Origin of the sequence: Roseicyclus persicicus (genome assembly GCF_012395815.1) — a bacterium.
Classification (GTDB): domain Bacteria; phylum Pseudomonadota; class Alphaproteobacteria; order Rhodobacterales; family Rhodobacteraceae; genus Roseicyclus; species Roseicyclus persicicus.
The window spans coordinates 287,852-307,256 of the sequence record NZ_JAAZQQ010000003.1 but is presented as its reverse complement, the minus strand read 5'-3'; the positions used below and the strand labels follow the sequence as shown (position 1 = coordinate 307,256).

Sequence of the window (19,405 nt, the reverse complement as noted above, 5' to 3'; positions counted from 1 at the left end):
CCGCGCAGCCCCATGCCAGTGCCCGTCAGGGCGGCCCTGATCGCCGCCCTTTTTCTTGTCCCGGTTCCCGCCCCTGCCCCTGCGCAGGACGTGGAACTGCGGTCGCTCGACGGCACGGTGACGCTCGAGGGCAACCTCGTCGCCTTCGACGGGGCCTATTACCAGCTCGACTCGGCCTATGGCCGCCTGACCGTCGCCGCCGAGGGCGTCAGCTGCGCCGGGCCGGGCTGCCCCGACCTGTCCAGCTTCGTGGCCGAGGCGCGGATCGCGGGCGAGGCGACGGTGGCCGAGGGGCTCCTGCCCGCGCTGCTGGCCGGCTTCGCGCAGGACCGGGGCATGGCGCTGGCGGGGCCCGAGACGACGGGCGAGGGGCTGGTCTACGCGCTCACCCGCCGCGACGGGTCGACCGCGGCGCGTGTGGTCGTGGCGCCGGGCACCAGCGACAGCGGCTTCCTCGCGTTGCTGAACGGCGACACCGACCTGGCCCTGACGCTCCGCGCCCCCACCGAGGCCGAGCGCCGCGCCGACCGCGCCGGTGCGCCGGACGACCCGCCGCTGATCCGCCGGGTGCGGGTGATCGGGCTCGACGCGCTGGTGCCGGTGGTCGCGCCGCAGAACCCGGTCGACGCGCTGTCGCAGGCCGAGCTGGCGGCGATCTACACCGGCGAGATCGACAACTGGCAGGCGCTGGGCGGGCCCGACGCGCCGGTCGCGCTGCACCTGCTGGAGCCCGAGCTGGGGCTGGCGCAGACCTTCGCAACCGCCGTGCTGGGCGGCGCCCCGCGCGAGCCGGCCGCCGGGATCACCACCCATGCCAGCGCGCTGGCGCTGGCGACGGCGGTGGCGCGCGATGCCTATGCCCTTGGCGTGACGGCGCAATCGGCGCGCGGCACAACCCGCAGCCTGCCGCTTGCCGGCGCCTGCGGTTTCAGCCAAGGCGCCGACCCCAACGCGGTCAAGGCCGAGGACTACCCGCTCACGGCGCCAGTCTATCTCTACCTCGCCCCCCGCCGCCTGCCGCAGCTGGTGCGCGATTTCCTCGCCTGGACCGAGACCGAGGCCGCCGAGCGCGTGGTCGCCGAGGCGGGCTACGTGAACCAGAGCCTCACGCGCACGCCGCTGGCGTTGCAGGGCACGCGGCTGGCCAACGCGGTGGCCGCGGCCGGCGAGGAGGTGCCGCTGGCCGAGCTGCAGCGCCTGGTCGAGACGCTCGGGCACGCGGAACGGCTGTCCGCCACCTTCCGCTTTGCCGACGGGTCGGTCGACCTCGACGCGCAGTCGCGCGCCTCCGTGGCCCGGCTGGCCGCGGCGATCGAACAGGGCGCCTTCGACGGGCGGCGGCTGGTCTTCGTGGGCTTTTCCGACGGCGGGGGCCGGGCCGAGGTGAACCTGCGCCTGTCGCTCCGCCGCGCCGAGACGGTGCGCGCCGCCGTTCTGGCCGCGGCCGAGGCCGCCGACCCCGACCGCGTCACGCTGGACGTCGATGCCTTCGGCGAGGCGATGCCCATGGCCTGCGACGACAGCGACTGGGGCCGCGCCGTCAACCGCCGGGTCGAGGTCTGGCTGGACTGACGGGCCTCAGTCCCAGGTCGGGTGGAACTTGCCCGCGGGCGACAGGGTGAAGATCTCGCAGCCCGTGGCCGTCACCCCCACCGAATGCTCGAACTGGGCCGACAGGCTCTTGTCGCGGGTCACCGCCGTCCAGTCGTCGGCCAGCACCTTGGTCTCGGGCCGGCCGAGGTTCACCATCGGCTCGATGGTGAAGAACATGCCTTCCTCCAGCACCGGCCCGGTGCCGGCGCGCCCGTAATGCAGCACGTTCGGCGGAGCGTGGAACACCTGCCCCAGCCCGTGGCCGCAGAAATCCCGCACCACCGACATGCGCTGCGCCTCGACGAAGCTCTGGATGGCACAGCCGATGTCGCCGAAGGTGTTGCCGGGGCGCACGGCCTCGATGCCCTTGAACAGGGCGTCATGGGTGACCTCGATCAGCCGTTCGGCCTTGCGGCCCAGCTTGCCGGCCACGTACATCCGGCTGGTGTCTCCGAACCAGCCGTCGACGATCACCGTCACGTCCACGTTCAGGATATCGCCGTCCTTCAACACCTTGGGCCCGGGGATGCCGTGGCAGACCACGTGGTTCACGCTGATGCAGGACGCGTGCTGGTAGCCGCGGTAGCCGATCGTGGCCGAGGTCGCGCCGGCCTCGGTCACCATGCGCTCGATGGCGGCGTCGATGGCCTCGGTCGTCTGGCCGGGGAACACCAGCGGCGCCACCGCGTCGAGGATGCGCGCGGCGACCTGCCCCGCGCGGTGCATCCCGGCGAAGTCCTCGGGGTTGTGGATGCGGATGCCGTCCTTGGTGAGACGGCCCTTGAAGTCGTCCAAGTGCTGGACCTCCGGTGGCATGCTCGTGTCTAACCTAGTCGCATCATGCGACAAATTCCAGTCAACTGCCCCTTGCGCGCCGCGCGGCGGCGGCGGCCGCCTGCGGGCCGGGGTCGACCGGCAGCGCGCGGTCGAGCCAGACCCCCTCGGCGGTGATGCGCGTGCCGTGGCACAGCATCTCCACCCCGGCTGCGCGGGCGGCGTCGAAGGCGGCGGCATAGGCCGGGTCGAGGTCGGGGGCAAGCCGGAACCGCCCACAATCGGTGCGCTGCACGAGGTAGAGCATCACCGCCCGCCCCCCGGCGGCGGCGATGCGCGACAGCTCGGCCAGGTGCTTGGCGCCCCGCGCGGTGACGCAGTCGGGGAACTCGGCCCAGTCGCCGTCGCGGCGCAGATGCACGTTCTTGACCTCGACATAGGCGTCGGGCCGGCCGGGTTCGGACAGCAGGAAATCGATCCGGCTGTTGGTGCCATAGCGCTGCTCGGGCCGGATCGTGCCGTAGCCCGCCAGCGCCGGGATGCCGCCCGCGCCCAGCGCCTCGGCCACGATCCGGTTCGGCGCACCCGCGTCGATGCCGGCCATGTGCCCGCCCGGCAGCTCCACCAGCCGCCAGCCGTAGCCCAGCTTCTTCTTCGGGTCGTCGTTGGGTTCGACCCAGATCCGCGCACCCGGTTCGGCCAGCCCCAGCATCGCGCCGGGGTTGGGGCAATGGGCCGTCACCTCGCGCCCGTCCGCCAGCACGATGTCGGCGAGGAAGCGCTTGTAGCGCCGGATCAGCGTCGCGGGGACGAGGGGGGTTGGAAACCGCATGGGCGCGGGCCTATACCGAACCGGCAGCGAAGGACAAGCGAGGCGCCGATGCAGACCCCCACCGCCGCGATGCTGGTGATCGGAGACGAGATCCTGTCGGGCCGGACCCGAGATTCGAACATGCATTTCCTCGCCCGGGCGCTGACAGACCACGGCATCCGGCTGGCCGAGGCGCGCGTCGTGCCCGACATCCATGACAGGATCAAACAGGCCGTGCAGAGCCTGTCTGCCGCCTACGACCATGTCTTTACCTCGGGCGGGATCGGGCCGACCCACGACGACATCACCGCCGACGCCGTGGCCGACGCCATGGGCGCCGCCATCGACGTGCGCGCCGACGCCCGCGCGATCCTGCAGGCCCATTACGACGCCCGCGGGCAGGAGCTGAACGCCGCCCGCCTGCGCATGGCGCGCATCCCCGACGGGGCGGCCCTGATCGACAACCCGGTGTCCGCCGCGCCGGGCTTCAGCCTCGGCAACGTCCACGTCATGGCCGGCGTACCCTCGATCTTCGAGGCGATGGTGGCCAGCGTGCTGCCCCGGCTGACCGGCGGCCCGCCGCTCCTGTCGCAGTCGCTGCGGGTGCTGTGGCCCGAGGGCGAGATCGCCGAGGCGCTGGGCCGCGTCGCCGCCGCCCACCCCGAGGTGTCGATCGGGTCCTACCCCTTCACCCTGAACGGCGCGCAGGGCTCCAACGTCGTGGTCCGCAGCCAGGACGGGGCCGCCATCGATGGGGTGATGGCCGAGCTGTCGCGGCTCTTCCCCGACCCGGCATGACCCTCGCCGACCTCGCCCCCGTCATCGCCGCGACCTGGCCCCCGGCCTCGACCCGCGCCGCGGGGGCCTTCACGGTGGCCGAGGGCGCGGGCGGCGGCCAGCGGGTCAGCGCCGCGCGGCTGGCCGACCCCGCCGCGACCGACGCCTCCGAGGCCGACATCGACGCCGCACTTGCGGCGCTCGCCGACCTGGGCCAGCCGCCGCTGTTCATGGTGCTGGACCACCAGGCGCCGCTCGACGCCCGCCTCGCCGGGCGCGGCCTCACCCTCCGCGACGAAACGCAAGCCATGGTCATGCCCGCCGCCGACCTCGCCGCGCCGCCGCCGCCCGTCACCTGCTTTTCCACCTGGCCGCCGCTGGCGATCCAGGCCGAGATCTGGGCCGCGGGCGGCATCGGCCCCGGGCGGCTGGCCGTCATGGACCGCGCCAAGGGGCCGAAGATGAGCTTCTTCGGCCGCACCGACGACAAGCCGGCCGGCACCGCCTTTGCCGCGATCCACGACGGCGTGGCCATGCTCCACGCGCTCGAGGTGCTGCCCGCCCACCGCCGCAAGGGTCTGGCCGCGACCATGATGCGCGCCGCCGCCGACTGGGCGCGGGGCGCCGGCGCCGGCACCGTCGCCGTCCTGGTGACCAGCGGAAACCGGCCGGCGCGGGGCCTTTACGCTTCCCTGGGGTTCCGCTCTGTGGGACAGTACCACTACCGATCCCAGACCCCCTGACGCGCCCATGACGCATCCCGGCCGCTGGCCGCGCCTCTCCCGCAGCCTCTGCCTGTCGCTTCTTCCGCTGGCCCTGGCGCTGCCCGCCACCGCCCTCGACCTGGCCTGGCCCGAAGGCGCCGAGCGCGTCGTGACGCGCAGCGCGCCGGCCAGCGGCGTCCACATCGCCACCGGGGTCTTCGACGGGGCGCAGGTGCCCGCGCTGGCCCTGTCCGGCGACCTGTCGGAAGAGATCTGGCAGATCCCCGGCGAGATGGGCGACCCCGCGCTGCTGGTGGGCCTGTTGCGCGACCAGCTGGCCGCGCAGGGCTACGCGATCGACCTGGCCTGCGCCGCCCGCGACTGCGGCGGGTTCGATTTCCGCTACGCGCTGCCCATCGCCGAGGGGCCCGAGATGCATGTCGACCTCGGGAATTTCCACTACCTGGCCGCCAGCCGCTCCACGCCCGAAGGCCAAGAGCACGTGGCCCTGACCGTGTCCCACGGCGGGCGGCTCGGGTATGCCCATCTTGCCCGGATGACGCCGGCGGGCGCGCTGCCGGGCGAGGTGACCCCCTCCAGCCGCCAGAACGGGGCCGACCCGGACGAGGGGCTGGTCGAGCGGCTCGTGGGCACGGGGCACGCGGTGCTGGACGATCTTCAGTTCGGCACCGGCGCCTCGGCGCTGTCGGAGGCCCGCTACGAAAGCCTCGTCACGCTCGCCGCCTGGCTGGCCGAGGACCCGGACCGCCGCATCGTCCTGGTCGGCCACACCGACGCCGAGGGGTCGCTGGAGGCCAACATCGAGCTCAGCCGCGCCCGCGCCGCCGCGGTGCGCGACTGGCTGGTCGCCGAGGCCGGCGCGGACCCGGCCCGGATCGAGGCCGCGGGCGTCGGCTACCTGTCGCCGCGCGCCGCGAACACCAGCCCCGCGGGGCGCGAGGCCAACCGCCGGGTCGAGGTGGTGCTGGTCTCCGACTGAGAAAAAAGCGCCCGGACCGGCACAGGGCCGACCCGGGCACAGGATGTGCGCCCGGAACAGAAACGGGCGCAGGCACGGCAACAGGGAAACTCGGGGGGCACCGGCGGGGGCCGGCGCGGGGGGCGGTCACCAGTCGGTCGGACCCTTGTCCTTGAAGGTGTCCACCAGGAAATCGATGAAGGCGCGCACCTTGGGCTGGGTGTAGCGGCCCGGCGGGTAGATCGCGTAGACGCCCTGGATCTCCACGGGCAGGTCCGGGATCACGTCCTCGACCAGCCCCGCGCGCATCGGCTCGGCGTAGAGGAAGCTCGGCAAGTAGGCGATGCCCAGCCCCCCGATCGCCGCGTTCAGGAGCGACTGCCCGTCGTTCACCGTCAGCCAGCCGCCGGTGCGCACCTGGCGCTGCTCGCCCGACGGCGCCGTGATCTTCCAGACGTTCGCGTTGGCGTTGTTGGAATAATGCAGGAGCTTGTGCTCGTTCAGGTCGTCGATCCGTTCGGGGCGCCCGTATTTCGCGAAGTAGGACGGCGCCGCGATCATCCGGCGCTGGGTCTCGCAGATCTTGCGCGCGCGCAGGCTCGAATCCTCCAGCTCACCGACCCGGATCGCCATGTCGAAGCCTTCCGAGATCAGCTCCACGTAGCGGTTGTTGAGCACCATGTTCACGGTGACCTCGGGGTATTCGTGCAGGAACCGCCCCAGGATCGGCGACACGTGGTTCACGCCGAAATCCGTGGCCACCGACACCCGCAGCGTGCCCGAGGGCGCCGACTGCATCGCGGTGACCAGCGCGTCGGCCTCGCCCGCGTCGTTCAGCACCCGGCGGGCGCGGTCGTAATAGGCCAGCCCGATCTCCGTCGGGCTGACGCGGCGCGTCGTGCGGTTGAGCAGCCGGGCGCCAAGCCGCGCCTCGAGGCTCGAGACATGCTTGGAGACGGCGGACTTGGAGATCCCCATCTTCTTCGCTGCATCCGTGAAGCCGCCCTGGTCCACGACCATGGCGAAGGCTTCCATTTCGGTCAGACGATCCATGTCTCTGCCACCTGCTCGGTCTTTTCGATGCCGTTCTTGTCGCCGGCAAATGCGGCGCGATTGGGGAGGTCACCGGGCCAAAGCCGGGTAATTCGGCGGATCGTTCGTGTCGCCTCACCAATTTCCCCGCGGCCGGCCGGGCCGGAAACGTCCATGGACGCGGGCCCGGGCGCCGGTCTAGTGTGCCGCCGCAGCATCACCGAAAGGGCCTTCCGATGGATCATGCCGACACCCGCGCGGAGCTGGCCGCCGCCTTCCGCCTGACCGCCCGCGAGGGGATGCATGAAGGCGTCGCCAACCACTTCTCGATGGCGGTCAACGCCGACGGGACGCAGTTCCTGATCAACCCGCGCAAGCATTTCAGCCGCATCCGCGCCTCGGACCTCTGGGTGATCGACGCGACCGACCCCGACAGCGCCCGCGGCGAGGACGCCCCCGACCCCACCGCCTGGGGCCTGCACGCCAGCCTGCACCGCCACGTGCCCCACGCCCGCTGCGCGATGCATGTGCATTCGACCTACGCGACCGTGCTGGCCAGCCTCGCCGACTCGCGCCTGCCCCCGATCGACCAGTCCTCGGCCATGTTCTACAACCGCCAGGTCGTCGACGAGGATTACGGCGGCCTCGCGCTGGAGGAGGAGGGCACCCGCTGCGCCCGCCTGTTCCAGGACCCCTCGGTGCGCACCATGATCATGGGCAACCACGGCGTCCTGTTCATCGGCGAGACCGTCGCCGAGACCTTCATGCGGATGTACTACTTCGAGCGCGCCGCCCGCACCTACATACTGGCGCTGCAGACCGGCCGCCCCCTGCGCGAGCTGTCGCCCGAGGTCGCCGAGCTGACCGCCCGCCAGCAGGAGGGCGATGCCCAGGCCGAGGCCGATTTCCTGCGCGGCATGCGCGCCGTTCTGGATGCAGAGGCCCCGGACTACGTCCAGTAACCGTCTGTCGGCGCTTCATCTTTCCGAAAATACGCAAGCCCGGCCCGCCCCCCCGGCGCGCCGGGCCGTCAGGCCGCGTCGAAATCCAGCGCCAGCCGCTCGGTCACCGGCCGCGCCTGGCAGGCCAGCACGAACCCCGCCTCCAGCTCCCAGGGCTCCAGCGACCAGTTCACCGCCATCTCGGCCCGCCCCACGGTCACCCGGCAACGGCAGGTGCAGCACATGCCGCCCCGGCAGGAATAGGGCAGCTCCACCCCCTGCCGCTCGGCGGCCTCCAGCACGGTGTCGTCGCCCGCCCCCATCACGAAGCCGCGCCGCGCGCCGTCCAGCACCACCTCGACCGCCACTCCCTGCGCCATCGCCGCCTCGGCCGCGGCCGAGCGCGGGGCGCGGGGCGCCTCGCCGTCCATGTAGAAGCGTTCGTGGTGGATCCGCGCCCGGTCGACGCCCAGCGACAGGCAGGCCGCCTCCACCGCGTCGATCATCTCCCCCGGCCCGCACAGGAACACGCCGTCCGCCCCGGCCAGGTCCACCACCCCCGCCCGCGCCAGCCGAGCGATCTTGTCCCCGTCCACGCGCCCGTTCAGCAGCGCCACGTCCTGCTCCTCCCGGCTCAGCACATGCACCAGCGTGAAGCGGTCCATGTAGCGGTCCTTCAGCCGCTCCAGCGCCTCGCGGAACATGATCGTCCCGCTGCGCCGGTTGCCGTAGACCAGCGTCACCTCCGCCCCCCGCGCCAACGCCGCACCCGCCAGCGCCACCATCGGCGTGATCCCCGACCCCGCCGCCACCAGCACCAGCCGCCCGCAGCCCGGATCGGTGAACCGCCCCTCGGGCGGCATCACCTGCAGCCGGTCGCCCGGTTTCAGCCCCTGCGCATGGCCCGAGAACACGCCGCCCGGCACATGCTTCACTCCCACCCACAGCCCCTCGCCGGGCAGGGAGGCGATGGAATAGGACCGCCGCGTGTCCACGCCCCCCACCTCGGCCCGCAGCGTCAGGTATTGCCCTGGCGCGAAGGCAAAGGCGTCGCGCAGCGCCTCGGGCACCGCCAGCCGGATCGCCACCGCCTCGGGCCCCTCGGGCCGCACCTCCGCCACGGTCAGCTCGTGGAACATGGCCGCCCCCTCAGATGCATTTGAAATAGTCGAAGGGCTCGCCACAGGCCGTGCAGGCGTACTGCGCCTTGCAGGCGGTCGAGCCGAACTCGCTGATCTTCCGCGTCGCCGTCGCCCCGCAGCGCGGGCAGGCCACCACCGGGTCGGCGAACAGCGCGCGCTTGCCCGCCGGCCCCTCGGGGGGCGCGATCCCGTAGGCGCGCAGCTTCTCGCGCCCTTCCGCGGTGATCCAGTCCGTCGTCCACGCCGGCGACAGCACCCGCTCGATCCGCACCTCGAAGCCCGCCCCCCGCAGCGCCGTCTCGATCCCCATCTCGATCATCGCCGTCGCGGGGCACCCCGAATAGGTCGGGCTCACGCAGGCCACCGCCACCCCGTCCTCGATCCGCACCTCGCGCAGGATGCCGAGGTCGGCCACCGTCACGCAGGGCACCTCCGGGTCCGGCACCGCAGCCGCCGCCGCCCAGGCCCGCGCCGCGGCGCTCACCAGGTCGCCCCCGGATAGGCGCGCTGCAGGTACTGCATCTCGGCCAGCAGATGCCCCAGCGCCTCGCCATGCAGGCCGCGGCGCCCGCCGGTCTGCGGGAACGGCACCTCCGGCACCTCCAACCCCGCCTCGGCGAAGACCATCCCGATCACCCGGTCCCACGGCCCCCGCAGGTCGCCCCGCGCCGGCAGCACGCCGCCCTCCACCAGCGCCGCCGAAGCCGTGCTCTCCTCGAACAGCTCGCCCGTGAACCGGTGCAGCTCCGCCACCGCGGCCCGCATTCGCGCGGCGCTCTCGTCCGTCCCGTCGCCCAGCCGGATCACCCATTCGCCCGCATGGCGGACGTGATAGGCCATCTCCTTCACCGCCTTGCCCGCGACGCCCCGGATCACCGCGTCGGGACTGTCCACCGCCGCGGCCCAGTAGGGCTCCATGACTGCCGCGAAGTAGAGCTGCCGCAGCATCGTCTGCGCGAAATCCCCGTTCGGCCGCTCGCAGATCAGCAGGTTCCGGTACTCCCGCTCGACCCGCAGAAAGGCGAGGTCGTCCTCGCCCCGCCCCTTCCCCTCCTGCCGGGCCGCGTAGTCGTAGAGCGTCCGCGCCGTGCCGATCAGGTCCAGCGCCATGTTCGGCAGCGCCAGATCCTCCTCCAGCATCGGCGCATGGCCGCACCATTCCGACAGCCGATGCCCGAGGATCAGGTGGTCGTCCGCCAGCTCCAGCACCGCGTCGAAGAGCGCCGGATGCGGGTCTGATCCGCCTGTCAGAGCCTGTTCCGCCATCACATGTGCCCCACCTCGTCGGGGATCTCGTAGAAGGTCGGATGGCGATAGATCTTGTCCGCCGTCGGCTCGAAATCCTCGGCCGCGCGGTCGGGGTCGCTCGCCGTGATCGCCTTCGACGGCACCACCCAGATGCTCACCCCCTCGCCCCGCCGCGTGTAGACGTCGCGCGCGGCCTGCAGCGCCAGCACCTCGTCGGCGGCATGGAGGCTGCCCACATGCTTGTGGCTCAACCCGTTCCGCGGGCGGATGAACACTTCCCACAACGGTGTCTCATGCGCCATCGCGCCCTCCATCTTTGCTTCCCAAATACTCCCGGGGGGTCGCCATTGGTCCGAGCGACAATGGCGACGGGGTTGGCCCCCCGGCGGGTCGCCTGCGACAGCAGGCGAAACCCCCTATTCCGCTGCCAGCGCCGCCTTGCGCGCCGCCCGCTTCTCCGCATGCGCCAGCGCGGCCTCCCGCACCCAGGCGCCCTCGTCCCAGGCCTTCTTCCGGTCGCGGATGCGGTCGACGTTCATCTGCCCGCCGCCCTTCACCACGCGCCAGAACTCGTCCCAGTCGATCGGCCCGTGGTCGTAGCCGCCCTTGGCCTCGTTCCACCGCAACTCCGGATCCGGGACGCTCAGGCCCAGGAACTCCGCCTGCGGCACCGTCGCGTCGATGAACTTCTGCCGCAGCTCGTCATTGGTGAAGCGCTTGATCTTCCAGCGCATCGACTGGTCGGAATGCTGGCTGTCGGCGTCGGACGGCCCGAACATCATCAGGCTCGGCCACCACCACCGGTTCAGCGCGTCCTGCGCCATCTCCTTCTGCGCGGGCGTCCCGCGCGCCAGCGTCATGACGATCTCGTAGCCCTGCCGCTGGTGGAAACTCTCCTCCTTGCAGATGCGGATCATAGCCCGGGCATAGGGCCCGTAGGAGCAGCGGCAGAGCGGGATCTGGTTCATGATCGCCGCCCCGTCGACCAGCCAGCCGATCACGCCGATGTCGGCCCAGCTGAGCGTCGGGTAGTTGAAGATCGAGGAATACTTGGCCTTCCCCGACAGCAACTCCTCGGTCATCTGCTCCCGGCTCACCCCGAGCGTCTCGGCAGCGGCATAGAGGTAAAGGCCATGCCCCCCCTCGTCCTGCACCTTGGCCAAGAGCGCCGCCTTGCGCTTCAGGCTCGGCGCGCGGGTGATCCAATTGCCCTCGGGCAGCATCCCGACGATCTCGGAATGGGCGTGCTGGCCGATCTGGCGCACCAGCGTCCGGCGGTAGCCTTCGGGCATGGCGTCGTTCGGCTCGATCTTCTCCTCGGCGTCGATCCGCGCCTGGAACCGCGCCAGGAACTCCGGCGTCTCCTCCGTCGCGCCATCGGCGCCGATCAGCCCCTGAGAATACATGCGCACACCTCCCTGCCGCCTGCTCGACGGATTTTATGTTACGAAAATCCCAAAATCAACGAATCTCTGTAACACGTCATCCGAACCGGTCACCGGCTGTAGCGGCAGGCAAGCCGGGGCATCCGGGCACGGGCCGCGACAGCCAGGCGTCGGACTGTGCCGCGATGCGCGCGTAGGCGCCCGCGACCTCCGCCCTCAGCGCCAGCCCGGGCCAGTCGCGGGGGGCCAGCGCCTCGGGCCATTCGGGGTAGCGCAGGACGTAACGCCGCCAGCGATGCACCAGCACCGTCCGCGCGGCGACCGCGTCGAGCCCATCGGGCGAGGAGCGGACCGCGCCAACCTGCCCTGCCAACGCCGCGATGGCCTCGGTCTCGGCGCGCTGGTCGGGTCCGGGGCCGATCCCGGGGTCGGATACAGTCTCTATCTTGCCAATCAGGGTCAAACCGGACGGCGTCGGCGCGAAGGCAGCGGGCCAGAGACCGACACCCGGGGCAAGCGCAATCCCCCGGGGATCGTCGGACCGGGTGACCATCCAGTCGCCCGCGGTGACGGTCCCCGGCGCGGCATAGACCAGGCGCGCGGCACGGGTGAACTCCGCCCGCGCGCTGTCGGAAAACCCGTAGATCGCGGCGCGCCCGTCCTTCGGGTCGCGGGCGCGGTCGATCCAGCCGTCGGCCACCAGCCGCGACAGCGCCGTGCGCTGCGCCCCGCGGCCGACCCCCAGCCGGTCGAGGATCGCCGCCAGCCGCGCCGCCCGGACCCGGCCGCCGCGAGGTTCGATGGAATCGCCTAGGATGGTGACGATCAGCGACCAGACCCGGAGGCGGCCGAGGCCGTGCAGGTGGTCGGCAAGGATCGGGGCGAGCGGGTCGGGCGTCATGCGGCGGATGCTGTCGGAAGCCGGGGCGAAAGGAAAGCGGAAGGGATTTCGCCGCCTTCGGCGTCGACCCGGGCGAGGGGGTTTCACCCCCTCGCGCTCCCCCGCGTATTTGGGGACAGATGAAGGGATCAGCGGCTGTAGCTGACCATGGTGAGGAGCTCGTAATCCGCGACCGGGTCGTCGTCCTGGTTGTAGAGGGTCACGCCCCAGCGGACCTCGCCGTAGCTGTCGGTGCGGCGGGTCTTGCGTTTTGCGGTCAGGCGGACATGGACGCGGTCGCCGGGGCTGACGGGCTTGCGGAAGCTGAGGCCGTTGAGCCCGGTGTTGGCCAGCACCGGCCCCGGATCGGGCTGCACGAACAGGCCCGCGGCGAAGCTGAGGAGCAGGTAGCCGTGCGCCACGCGGCCCGGGAAGAACGGGTTCGCCGCCGCGGCGGCCTCGTCCATGTGGGCGTAGAAGGTATCGCCGGTGAAATGGGCGAAATGCTCGATGTCGGCGAGGGTCACCTCGCGCGCCTCGGTGACGATGCTGTGCCCGATCGCGATCTCGTCGAAGGTGAGCTGGAAGGGGTGCGTCGGCGGCGGGACCGTCGGCGCGCCCGGCACCCATTGGCCGGTGATCGCCGCCAGCATCCGCGGGCTGCCCTGCACCGCCACGCGCTGCATGTAGTGCATCACGCCGCGGATGCCGCCCAGCTCCTCGCCGCCGCCGGCGCGGCCCGGGCCGCCGTGGGTCATGTGCGGGAGGGGGGAGCCGTGGCCGGTGGCCTCGGCCATCGCGTCGCGGTCGTTGACGTAGATGCGGCCGTGCCAGGGGCCGGCCTCCTGCACGAGGCTGCGGGCGACGGCCGGATCATGGGTGATGACCGACACCACCAGCGAGCCGCCGCCGCGGTTGGCGAGCCGCGCGGCGTGGGGCAGGTCACGGTAGGGCATCAGGGTGGCGGAGGGGCCGAAGGCCTCGATCTCGTGGACGCGGGTGGCGGAATCCGGGTCTGTGCAGCGGTACAGGGACGGTTTCTGGAAGGCGCCGGCCCCGGGGTGGTCGGCCTCGATGGTGAGGGTGTCGCCGGTGAAGACCGGGGTCACCTCCTCCGCGAAGGCGGCGAGACGGGCCTCCACGTCGGCCTTCTGGTCCAGCCCCACCAGCGCGCCCATGCGCGTCGTCTCCAGCCGCGGGTCGCCGATGCGGGTCTGGGCGAGGCGGGCCGACAGCGCCTCGGCCACCGGGTCCATGAGCCGCGCAGGCACAATCATGCGGCGGATCGCGGTGCATTTCTGCCCCGCCTTGGTGGTCATCTCGCGCGCGGCTTCCTTGACGAACAGGTCGAACTCTGGGGCGTCGGGCGTGACATCGGGGCCGAGGATCGAGGCGTTCAGGCTGTCCTGCTCGGCGATGAACCGGGTGCCGCGGCGGAGGAGGGTGGGATTGGAGCGGAGCGCGAAGGCCGTGTCCGCCGACCCGGTGAAACTGACCACGTCCTGCGGCCCGAGCCGGTCGAGCAGGTCGCCGGTGCCGCCGATCGCCAGCTGCACCGCGCCCTCGGGCAGGAGGCCCGAATCGACCAGGATGCGGACCGCGGCTTCCGCGAGGTAGGCGGTGGCGGTGGCGGGCTTCACGATCGACGGCACGCCGGCCAGCAGCGCGGGCGCGAGCTTTTCCAGCATCCCCCAGACGGGGAAGTTGAAGGCGTTGATCTGGACGGCCACCCCCTGCAGCGGCACCGCGACGTGCTGGCCGAGGAATGTCCCCTTGCGAGACAGCTGCTCCAGCCCGCCGTCGAGGTGGATCTGCCCCTCGACCATCTCGCGCCGGCCCTTGGAGGCGAAGACGAACATCGTCCCGATGCCGCCGTCGATGTCGATCCAGCCATCGGCGCGGGTGGCGCCGGTCAGCGGGTTCAGCGCGTAGAGCTCCTCCTTCCGGGCATCGAGCGCCTGGGCCAGCGCCTTGATGAGCCGCGCGCGCTGGTGGAAATCCATCGCGCGCAGGGCGGGGCCACCGACCCGCGTGGCGTGGCCGATCATGGCGGCGAAATCGAGCGCCGCGCCGCCCCGCGCCACCGGCTCCCCGGTGATGGCCGAGCGCATCACCCGCGCGCCGGCGTCGGGGCCGACCCAGCGGCCCGCGGCGTAGGACTGAAGCTCCAGCATTGATGCGCCCTCCCCTTCCACGGGATTATTCTTGACCGCTCGGTCGGCTTTGCGTCAAGTTTTCCGGAAAGGGGAGGGGTCGCGCATGACCGAGGAGGAACGCGCGCGCCGGTCGGCCGAGGCGATGTGGACGACCGACACGGCGTCGCAATGGGTGGGCCTGCGCCTCGTGGAGGTCGGGCCCGGCCGCGCCGTGATGGAGATGGCGGTCGAGGACCATCACCTGAACGGGCACGGCATCTGCCACGGCGGGTTCATCTTCACGCTCGCGGATTCGGCCTTCGCCTTCGCCTGCAATTCGCACAACCGGGTCGCCGTCGCGCAGCACAATACGATCACCTACCTGAGCCCCGGCCAGCGGGGCGAGGTGCTGCGGGCCGAGGCGGTGGAAATGTCTCTGACGGGCCGTTCGGGTCTGACGGACGTGACCGTCACGGGCGGGGACGGGCGCAAGGTGGCGCTGTTCCGGGGCGCGTCGCGGCAGATCAAGGGCCAGCATTTCGAGGAGGAGGCGTGATGGAGGACAGGACGCCGCGGCGCGAGGATCTCGACCCGATCGAGATCGCCTCGCGCGACGAGATCGCCGCGCTGCAACTGGAGCGGCTGCGGTGGTCGCTGCGCCACGCCTACGACAACGTGCCGTTCTACCGGGCCAGCTTCGACGCCGCCGGTGTGCACCCCGACGAGCTGCAGGACCTGTCGGACCTGTCGAAATTCCCTTTCACCGTGAAGCAGGACCTGCGCGACAACTACCCCTTCGGCATGTTCGCCGTGCCCCGCGACAAGGTCGCGCGCATCCACGCCTCCTCGGGCACGACCGGCAAGCCGACCGTCGTGGGCTACACCGCGCGCGACATCGACACCTGGGCGACCTGCGTTGCGCGGTCGATGCGGGCGAGCGGGACGCGGCCGGGCGACGTGGTGCATGTGGCCTATGGCTACGGCCTGTTCACCGGCGGCCTCGGCGCGCATTACGGGGCGGAAAAGCTGGGCTGCACCGTGGTGCCGGTGTCGGGCGGGATGACGCCAAGGCAGGTGCAGCTGATCGAGGATTTCGGCGCCTCGACCATCATGGTGACGCCGTCCTACGCGCTGTCGATCCTGGACGAGTACCGCGAACAGGGGCTCGACCCGCGGGAAAGCCCGCTGAAGGTCGGCATCTTCGGGGCCGAGCCCTGGACCAACGCGATGCGGGCCGAGATCGAGCAGGCCTTCGACATGCATGCCGTCGACATCTACGGCCTGTCCGAGGTGATCGGCCCCGGCGTCGCCAACGAATGCGTCGAGACGAAGGACGGGCTGCACATCTGGGAGGATCACTTCTACCCCGAGGTGATCGACGTGGTCACGGGTCAGGTGCTGCCCGATGGCGAGAAGGGCGAGCTGGTGTTCACCTCGCTGACCAAGGAGGCGTTTCCGATCATCCGCTACCGCACCCGCGACCTGACGCGGCTGTTGCCGGGCACGGCGCGGTCGATGCGGCGGATGGAGAAGATCACCGGGCGGTCGGACGACATGATGATCCTGCGCGGCGTCAACGTGTTCCCGACCCAGATCGAGGAACAGCTGATGGCGACGGCGGGTCTGGGCCCGCATTTCCAGATCGAGCTGACGCGCGAGGGGCGGATGGACGTGATGACCGTCCATGTCGAGGCCGCGCAGGGACCGATGGGCACAGACAGTCTCGAACAGGCTGCTGAGAGCCTGAAACGGCGGATCAAGGAGCGCGTTGGCGTCAGTGTCGAGATCGCCGCCCATGGCTCGGGCGGGGTGCCGCGGAGCCAGGGCAAGGCGGTGCGCATCGTCGACAAGAGGCCGAAGGTCTAGGACGGTGGCACGCGGCCTTGCCAGGGACCACGCGGAGAAGCGCGCGGCGCTCCGCCGGGGGGCGGCGGCCTATTTCGCGCGCGAGGGCTATGCCCGGGCCTCGATGGCCGGGGCGGCGCGGGCCTGCGGCGTGTCCAAGGCGCTGATCTACCACTACTACGAGGGCAAGGAGGCGCTGCTCTTCGACATTCTCGAGGAGCACCTGGGCGCGCTGGTGGCGGCGGTCGAGGCCGTGGGGCGCGACGGGCTGCCCGAGGCGCGGCTGAAACGGCTGATCAGCGCGATCCTCGCGGAATACGAGGACGCCGACGCCGAGCACAAGCTGCAGCTCGACGCGCTGGCGCTGCTGCCGGCCGAGATGCAGGCGCCACTTCTGTCCCTGCAACGCCGGATGGTGTCGATCATGGGCGAGGCGCTGGAGGCGATCCGGCCAGGCCTCGGTCCCCGCCGCGGGGCCGTCACGATGAGCGTCTTCGGGATGCTCAACTGGGTCTACATGTGGCACCGCCCCGGCAAGGGGATGAGCCGGGCGGACTACGGCGACCTGGCCGCGGACCTCGTGATCGGGGGCCTGCGCAACCTTTGACCCTGCCGGTTGTCTTTCGCGGCCCGCTGGCGTAATCCGCCCCTGTCAACGCAGGAGACGCGTCCGGTGGACCAGCGCCACGGCTGAGGCCGAGAGACCCCGACAGACCGACCCGCCCGCCCCCGCGCGGGCCCTCCGACTGCGAAAGACATTCCATGCACAGACTGACAGGCAAGACCTGCGTCGTCACCGGCGCGGGCCGCGGCATCGGTGCCGCGATCGCAACCGCCTTTGCCCGGGAAGGGGCCGAGGTTCTTGTCACCGACATCGACCTCGGTGCGGCCGAGGCCGTCGCGCGGGGCATCGGCGCCACGGCGCTGGTGCTCGACGTGCGCTCCGAAGCCGACTGGCAGCGGCTGGTCGACCACCGGCCCGCGCTCGACGTGCTGGTCAACAACGCCGGCATCACCGGGTTCGAGGACGGGCCGGCCCGCTTCGACCCCGAGGGGATCGCGCTGGAGGACTGGCGTCGCGTCATGGCGACCAACCTCGATGGCTGCATGCTGGGCTGCCGCTATGCGCTTGGCGCCATGCGCGGCCGGCCCGGCGCGGCGATCGTCAACATCGCCTCGCGCTCGGGCATGGTGGGGATTCCGGGCGCGGCGGCCTATGCGGCCTCCAAGGCCGGGATCCGCAACCTGACCAAGTCCGTGGCTCTCTATGCCGCGGAACAGGGTCTGACACTGACCTGCAACGCGATCTCGCCCGCCGCCATCCTGACGCCGATGTGGGAGCCGATGCTGGGCACCGGCCCCGACCGCGAGGCGCGCATGGCGGCCTTCGTCGCCGACACGCCGCTCCGCCGTTTCGGCACGGTCGAGGAGGTGGCGGCGGTGGCCGTCATGCTTGCCTCGGGCGAGGCGGGCTACATCACCGGCTCCGAGATCGTGATGGATGGCGGCATACTGGCCGGCGCCGTCGCCGCGCCGGGGCAGGCCGACGCCTAGGGTTTGCCCCGGACCCCGCCCGCCGGTATCCTGCCGCGAAACAGGCAGGACATCGGCGAGGCAGGGGTGGCGCGATCCCCGGACCCAGACAGCGCGGTCAAATCCGCGATCCGCAGCCCGCGGAAAGGCACCCGCAAGCGGGCCGGCCCCTCGCGCCTGCGCCGGGCCGCGCAATGGCTGCACCGCTGGCTGACGCGGGGCATCGCCATCCTGTTCCTCGTCACCGTGGGCTGGGTGGTGGCCTATGCCGTGCTGCCGGTGCCCACGACGCTCTACATGATCGGCGAAAGCCGCCGCCTCGGCGGGATCGAGCGCGACTGGGTGCCGATCGAGGAGATCTCGATCCACCTGCAGCGCGCCGCCGTCGCGGCCGAGGATGCGAACTTCTGCCTGCACTGGGGCTTCGACATGGCCGCGATCCGCGACGCCATCGCCGAGGGCGGCCAGCGCGGGGCCTCGACCATCAGCCAGCAGACGGTGAAGAACGCCTTTCTCTGGCACGGGCGCAGCTGGGTGCGGAAGGCGATGGAGGCCGCGATCACCCCGCTGGTGGAGCTGATCTGGCCCAAGCGCCGGGTGCTGGAGGTCTACCTGAACGTGGCCGAGTTCGGCGAGGGCGTGTTCGGCGCCGAGGCCGCGGCGCGGCACCATTTCGGCGTCTCGGCGGCCGATCTGACCTTGCGGCAGGCGTCGCTGCTGGCCGCCGTCCTGCCCAACCCGCAGCAGCGCGACGCCGGAAACCCCTCGGGATTCGTCGACCGGCGCGCGCGGTCCATCGCCGATGGCGCCGCGACGATCGCCGCCGACGGGCGCGACGGGTGCTTTGCGAATTGAACTCCGGGGCCGTTTCACGCCATAGAGGGGCAGCCTGAGAGAGACCGAGCAGATCCATGGCGCGCCTCTACCACTTCGCCCTTTCCCCGTTTTGTCGCAAGGTCCGGCTGGTGCTGGCCGAGAAGCGCATCGAGGTGGAGCTGATCGACGAGAAGTACTGGGAGCCCAGCACCGAGTTCCTGCGCCGCAACCCGGCGGGCAAGGTGCCGGTGCTGAAGATCGACGGGCTGTACCTGACCGAATCCGCCGCGATCTGCGAATACCTCGAGGAAACCCGCCCCGAACCGCCATTGATGCCGTCCGACCCCAAGGGCCGCGCCGAGGTGCGGCGGCTGATGCACTGGTTCGACGACAAGTTCCACCAGGAGGTGACCAAGAACCTGGTCTACGAGCGGGTCAACAAGAAGATCATGCGCGGCGGCTATCCCGATGGAAAAGCGGTGAAAACCGGCGCGCAGCAGATCAAGTACCACCTCGACTACATGGCCTGGCTGCTGGACCACCGGCGTTGGCTGGCCGGCGACCGCATGACGATGGCCGATTTCACCGCGGCCGCGCACCTGTCCTGCCTCGACTACATCTCGGACGTGGACTGGAACCGCTCCGAGGTGGTCAAGGACTGGTACGCCAAGGTGAAATCGCGCCCCGCCTTCCGGTCGATCCTGGCCGACCAGATCCCCGGCTTCATCCAGCCGCCCCACTACGCGAACCTCGACTTTTGACCGATCTGAAACGCGCATTGCAGGCCGAGGCCCGCGCGGCGGGCTTCGC

Annotated in this window: 22 protein-coding genes; 11 read left to right on the top strand and 11 right to left on the bottom strand. The window is 71.4% G+C overall.

Annotated elements, in window-relative coordinates:
• Positions 1-90: 90 nt before the first annotated feature.
• Entirely contained in the window at positions 91-1,572 is a 1,482-nt protein-coding gene (locus HCU73_RS11330) for a phosphate ABC transporter substrate-binding/OmpA family protein (RefSeq protein WP_338052087.1), read from the top strand.
• Positions 1,573-1,578: 6 nt separating this feature from the next.
• Here the strand turns inward: HCU73_RS11330 and map are convergent, their stop codons facing one another.
• Both map and sfsA read right to left on the bottom strand, forming a co-directional pair.
• Positions 1,579-2,388: a type I methionyl aminopeptidase gene (gene map, locus HCU73_RS11325; protein WP_420853581.1), complete on the bottom strand. Its 810-nt coding sequence runs from the start codon at positions 2,386-2,388 to the stop codon at positions 1,579-1,581.
• A gap of 61 nt (positions 2,389-2,449) precedes the next feature.
• Positions 2,450-3,199, bottom strand: coding sequence for a DNA/RNA nuclease SfsA (gene sfsA, locus HCU73_RS11320; RefSeq protein ID WP_168623565.1), 750 nt, complete (start codon positions 3,197-3,199; stop codon positions 2,450-2,452).
• A 48-nt stretch (positions 3,200-3,247) separates the two neighbouring features.
• Here sfsA and HCU73_RS11315 point away from each other — a divergent pair, with 48 nt between their 5' ends.
• The 3 genes from HCU73_RS11315 to HCU73_RS11305 are packed head-to-tail and all read left to right on the top strand — an operon-like array spanning position 3,248 to position 5,659.
• Positions 3,248-3,976, top strand: a complete 729-nt coding sequence (locus tag HCU73_RS11315) for a competence/damage-inducible protein A (RefSeq protein WP_168623564.1) — start codon at positions 3,248-3,250, stop codon at positions 3,974-3,976.
• Positions 3,973-4,698, top strand: a complete 726-nt coding sequence (locus HCU73_RS11310; protein ID WP_168623563.1) for a GNAT family N-acetyltransferase — start codon at positions 3,973-3,975, stop codon at positions 4,696-4,698. The genes HCU73_RS11315 and HCU73_RS11310 overlap by 4 nt, the downstream gene beginning before the upstream one ends.
• A gap of 7 nt (positions 4,699-4,705) precedes the next feature.
• Positions 4,706-5,659, top strand: coding sequence for an OmpA family protein (locus HCU73_RS11305; protein WP_168623562.1), 954 nt, complete (start codon positions 4,706-4,708; stop codon positions 5,657-5,659).
• A 126-nt stretch (positions 5,660-5,785) separates the two neighbouring features.
• Here the strand turns inward: HCU73_RS11305 and HCU73_RS11300 are convergent, their stop codons facing one another.
• Together HCU73_RS11300 and HCU73_RS11295 are read right to left on the bottom strand one after the other, a co-directional pair.
• Positions 5,786-6,691 carry a LysR family transcriptional regulator gene (locus HCU73_RS11300; RefSeq protein ID WP_168623561.1) on the bottom strand — a complete coding sequence of 302 codons (906 nt, stop codon included), beginning with the start codon at positions 6,689-6,691 and terminating at the stop codon, positions 5,786-5,788.
• On the bottom strand, positions 6,679-6,846 hold the full coding sequence (locus HCU73_RS11295; protein WP_168623560.1) for a hypothetical protein: 168 nt from the start codon (positions 6,844-6,846) through the stop codon (positions 6,679-6,681). Before HCU73_RS11295 ends, HCU73_RS11300 begins: the two co-directional genes overlap by 13 nt.
• Positions 6,847-6,906: 60 nt before the next feature.
• Between HCU73_RS11295 and HCU73_RS11290 the strand changes: the two genes are divergently transcribed.
• On the top strand, positions 6,907-7,632 hold the full coding sequence (locus HCU73_RS11290; RefSeq protein WP_168623559.1) for a class II aldolase and adducin N-terminal domain-containing protein: 726 nt from the start codon (positions 6,907-6,909) through the stop codon (positions 7,630-7,632).
• A gap of 68 nt (positions 7,633-7,700) precedes the next feature.
• On the opposite strand, the gene HCU73_RS11285 is transcribed toward HCU73_RS11290, so the two are convergent.
• From HCU73_RS11285 to paaZ, 7 genes are all read right to left on the bottom strand, one after another.
• Positions 7,701-8,750: a 2Fe-2S iron-sulfur cluster-binding protein gene (locus HCU73_RS11285; RefSeq protein ID WP_168623558.1), complete on the bottom strand. Its 1,050-nt coding sequence runs from the start codon at positions 8,748-8,750 to the stop codon at positions 7,701-7,703.
• A gap of 10 nt (positions 8,751-8,760) precedes the next feature.
• The gene (paaD, locus tag HCU73_RS18740) at positions 8,761-9,237 is read right to left on the bottom strand and encodes a 1,2-phenylacetyl-CoA epoxidase subunit PaaD (RefSeq protein WP_338052085.1); all 477 of its coding nucleotides are present in this window, start codon (positions 9,235-9,237) and stop codon (positions 8,761-8,763) included.
• Positions 9,234-10,019, bottom strand: coding sequence for a 1,2-phenylacetyl-CoA epoxidase subunit PaaC (gene paaC, locus HCU73_RS18735; RefSeq protein WP_239025536.1), 786 nt, complete (start codon positions 10,017-10,019; stop codon positions 9,234-9,236). Before paaC ends, paaD begins: the two co-directional genes overlap by 4 nt.
• Positions 10,019-10,303, bottom strand: a complete 285-nt coding sequence (paaB, locus tag HCU73_RS11275; protein ID WP_168623556.1) for a 1,2-phenylacetyl-CoA epoxidase subunit PaaB — start codon at positions 10,301-10,303, stop codon at positions 10,019-10,021. The genes paaC and paaB overlap by 1 nt, the downstream gene beginning before the upstream one ends.
• Before the next feature lie 114 nt (positions 10,304-10,417).
• A complete protein-coding gene (paaA, locus tag HCU73_RS11270; RefSeq protein WP_168623555.1) occupies positions 10,418-11,407 on the bottom strand; it encodes a 1,2-phenylacetyl-CoA epoxidase subunit PaaA in 990 nt (329 codons plus the stop codon).
• Positions 11,408-11,483: 76 nt separating this feature from the next.
• Positions 11,484-12,287, bottom strand: coding sequence for a PaaX family transcriptional regulator C-terminal domain-containing protein (locus tag HCU73_RS11265; protein WP_168623554.1), 804 nt, complete (start codon positions 12,285-12,287; stop codon positions 11,484-11,486).
• Between the two features lie 128 nt (positions 12,288-12,415).
• Complete coding sequence (paaZ, locus tag HCU73_RS11260; protein WP_168623553.1) at positions 12,416-14,440, bottom strand: phenylacetic acid degradation bifunctional protein PaaZ; 2,025 nt, start codon at positions 14,438-14,440, stop codon at positions 12,416-12,418.
• Between the two features lie 85 nt (positions 14,441-14,525).
• On the opposite strand from paaZ, the gene paaI reads away from it, so the two are divergent.
• The 6 genes from paaI (at position 14,526) to fzlA (ending at position 19,356) form a co-directional block, all read left to right on the top strand.
• Complete coding sequence (gene paaI, locus HCU73_RS11255) at positions 14,526-14,957, top strand: hydroxyphenylacetyl-CoA thioesterase PaaI (protein WP_168623552.1); 432 nt, start codon at positions 14,526-14,528, stop codon at positions 14,955-14,957.
• Entirely contained in the window at positions 14,957-16,267 is a 1,311-nt protein-coding gene (paaK, locus tag HCU73_RS11250; protein ID WP_168623551.1) for a phenylacetate--CoA ligase PaaK, read from the top strand. The genes paaI and paaK overlap by 1 nt, the downstream gene beginning before the upstream one ends.
• A gap of 4 nt (positions 16,268-16,271) precedes the next feature.
• On the top strand, positions 16,272-16,853 hold the full coding sequence (locus tag HCU73_RS11245) for a TetR-type transcription factor C-terminal domain-containing protein (RefSeq protein WP_168623550.1): 582 nt from the start codon (positions 16,272-16,274) through the stop codon (positions 16,851-16,853).
• Between the two features lie 155 nt (positions 16,854-17,008).
• The gene (locus HCU73_RS11240) at positions 17,009-17,800 is read left to right on the top strand and encodes an SDR family NAD(P)-dependent oxidoreductase (protein WP_168623549.1); all 792 of its coding nucleotides are present in this window, start codon (positions 17,009-17,011) and stop codon (positions 17,798-17,800) included.
• Between the two features lie 66 nt (positions 17,801-17,866).
• Positions 17,867-18,634: a monofunctional biosynthetic peptidoglycan transglycosylase gene (mtgA, locus tag HCU73_RS11235; RefSeq protein ID WP_420853580.1), complete on the top strand. Its 768-nt coding sequence runs from the start codon at positions 17,867-17,869 to the stop codon at positions 18,632-18,634.
• A 56-nt stretch (positions 18,635-18,690) separates the two neighbouring features.
• Positions 18,691-19,356, top strand: coding sequence for an FtsZ-binding protein FzlA (fzlA, locus tag HCU73_RS11230; protein WP_168623548.1), 666 nt, complete (start codon positions 18,691-18,693; stop codon positions 19,354-19,356).
• The last annotated feature ends 49 nt before the right edge of the window (positions 19,357-19,405 follow it).

Bases quoted from the DNA above. Each gene is read 5' to 3' on its own strand.
- paaI (WP_168623552.1), top strand. From the start codon at position 14,526: ATGACCGAGGAGGAACGCGCGCGCCGGTCGGCCGAGGCGATGTGGACG.
- HCU73_RS11310 (WP_168623563.1), top strand. From the start codon at position 3,973: ATGACCCTCGCCGACCTCGCCCCCGTCATCGCCGCGACCTGGCCCCCG.
- paaC (WP_239025536.1), bottom strand. From the start codon at position 10,019: ATGGCGGAACAGGCTCTGACAGGCGGATCAGACCCGCATCCGGCGCTC.
- paaK (WP_168623551.1), top strand. From the start codon at position 14,957: ATGGAGGACAGGACGCCGCGGCGCGAGGATCTCGACCCGATCGAGATC.
- HCU73_RS11290 (WP_168623559.1), top strand. From the start codon at position 6,907: ATGGATCATGCCGACACCCGCGCGGAGCTGGCCGCCGCCTTCCGCCTG.
- paaZ (WP_168623553.1), bottom strand. From the start codon at position 14,440: ATGCTGGAGCTTCAGTCCTACGCCGCGGGCCGCTGGGTCGGCCCCGAC.
- fzlA (WP_168623548.1), top strand. From the start codon at position 18,691: ATGGCGCGCCTCTACCACTTCGCCCTTTCCCCGTTTTGTCGCAAGGTC.
- HCU73_RS11300 (WP_168623561.1), bottom strand. From the start codon at position 6,691: ATGGATCGTCTGACCGAAATGGAAGCCTTCGCCATGGTCGTGGACCAG.
- HCU73_RS11265 (WP_168623554.1), bottom strand. From the start codon at position 12,287: ATGACGCCCGACCCGCTCGCCCCGATCCTTGCCGACCACCTGCACGGC.
- HCU73_RS11285 (WP_168623558.1), bottom strand. From the start codon at position 8,750: ATGTTCCACGAGCTGACCGTGGCGGAGGTGCGGCCCGAGGGGCCCGAG.
- HCU73_RS11240 (WP_168623549.1), top strand. From the start codon at position 17,009: ATGCACAGACTGACAGGCAAGACCTGCGTCGTCACCGGCGCGGGCCGC.
- HCU73_RS11315 (WP_168623564.1), top strand. From the start codon at position 3,248: ATGCAGACCCCCACCGCCGCGATGCTGGTGATCGGAGACGAGATCCTG.
- sfsA (WP_168623565.1), bottom strand. From the start codon at position 3,199: ATGCGGTTTCCAACCCCCCTCGTCCCCGCGACGCTGATCCGGCGCTAC.
- HCU73_RS11295 (WP_168623560.1), bottom strand. From the start codon at position 6,846: ATGGACGTTTCCGGCCCGGCCGGCCGCGGGGAAATTGGTGAGGCGACA.
- paaA (WP_168623555.1), bottom strand. From the start codon at position 11,407: ATGTATTCTCAGGGGCTGATCGGCGCCGATGGCGCGACGGAGGAGACG.
- HCU73_RS11305 (WP_168623562.1), top strand. From the start codon at position 4,706: ATGACGCATCCCGGCCGCTGGCCGCGCCTCTCCCGCAGCCTCTGCCTG.
- paaB (WP_168623556.1), bottom strand. From the start codon at position 10,303: ATGGCGCATGAGACACCGTTGTGGGAAGTGTTCATCCGCCCGCGGAAC.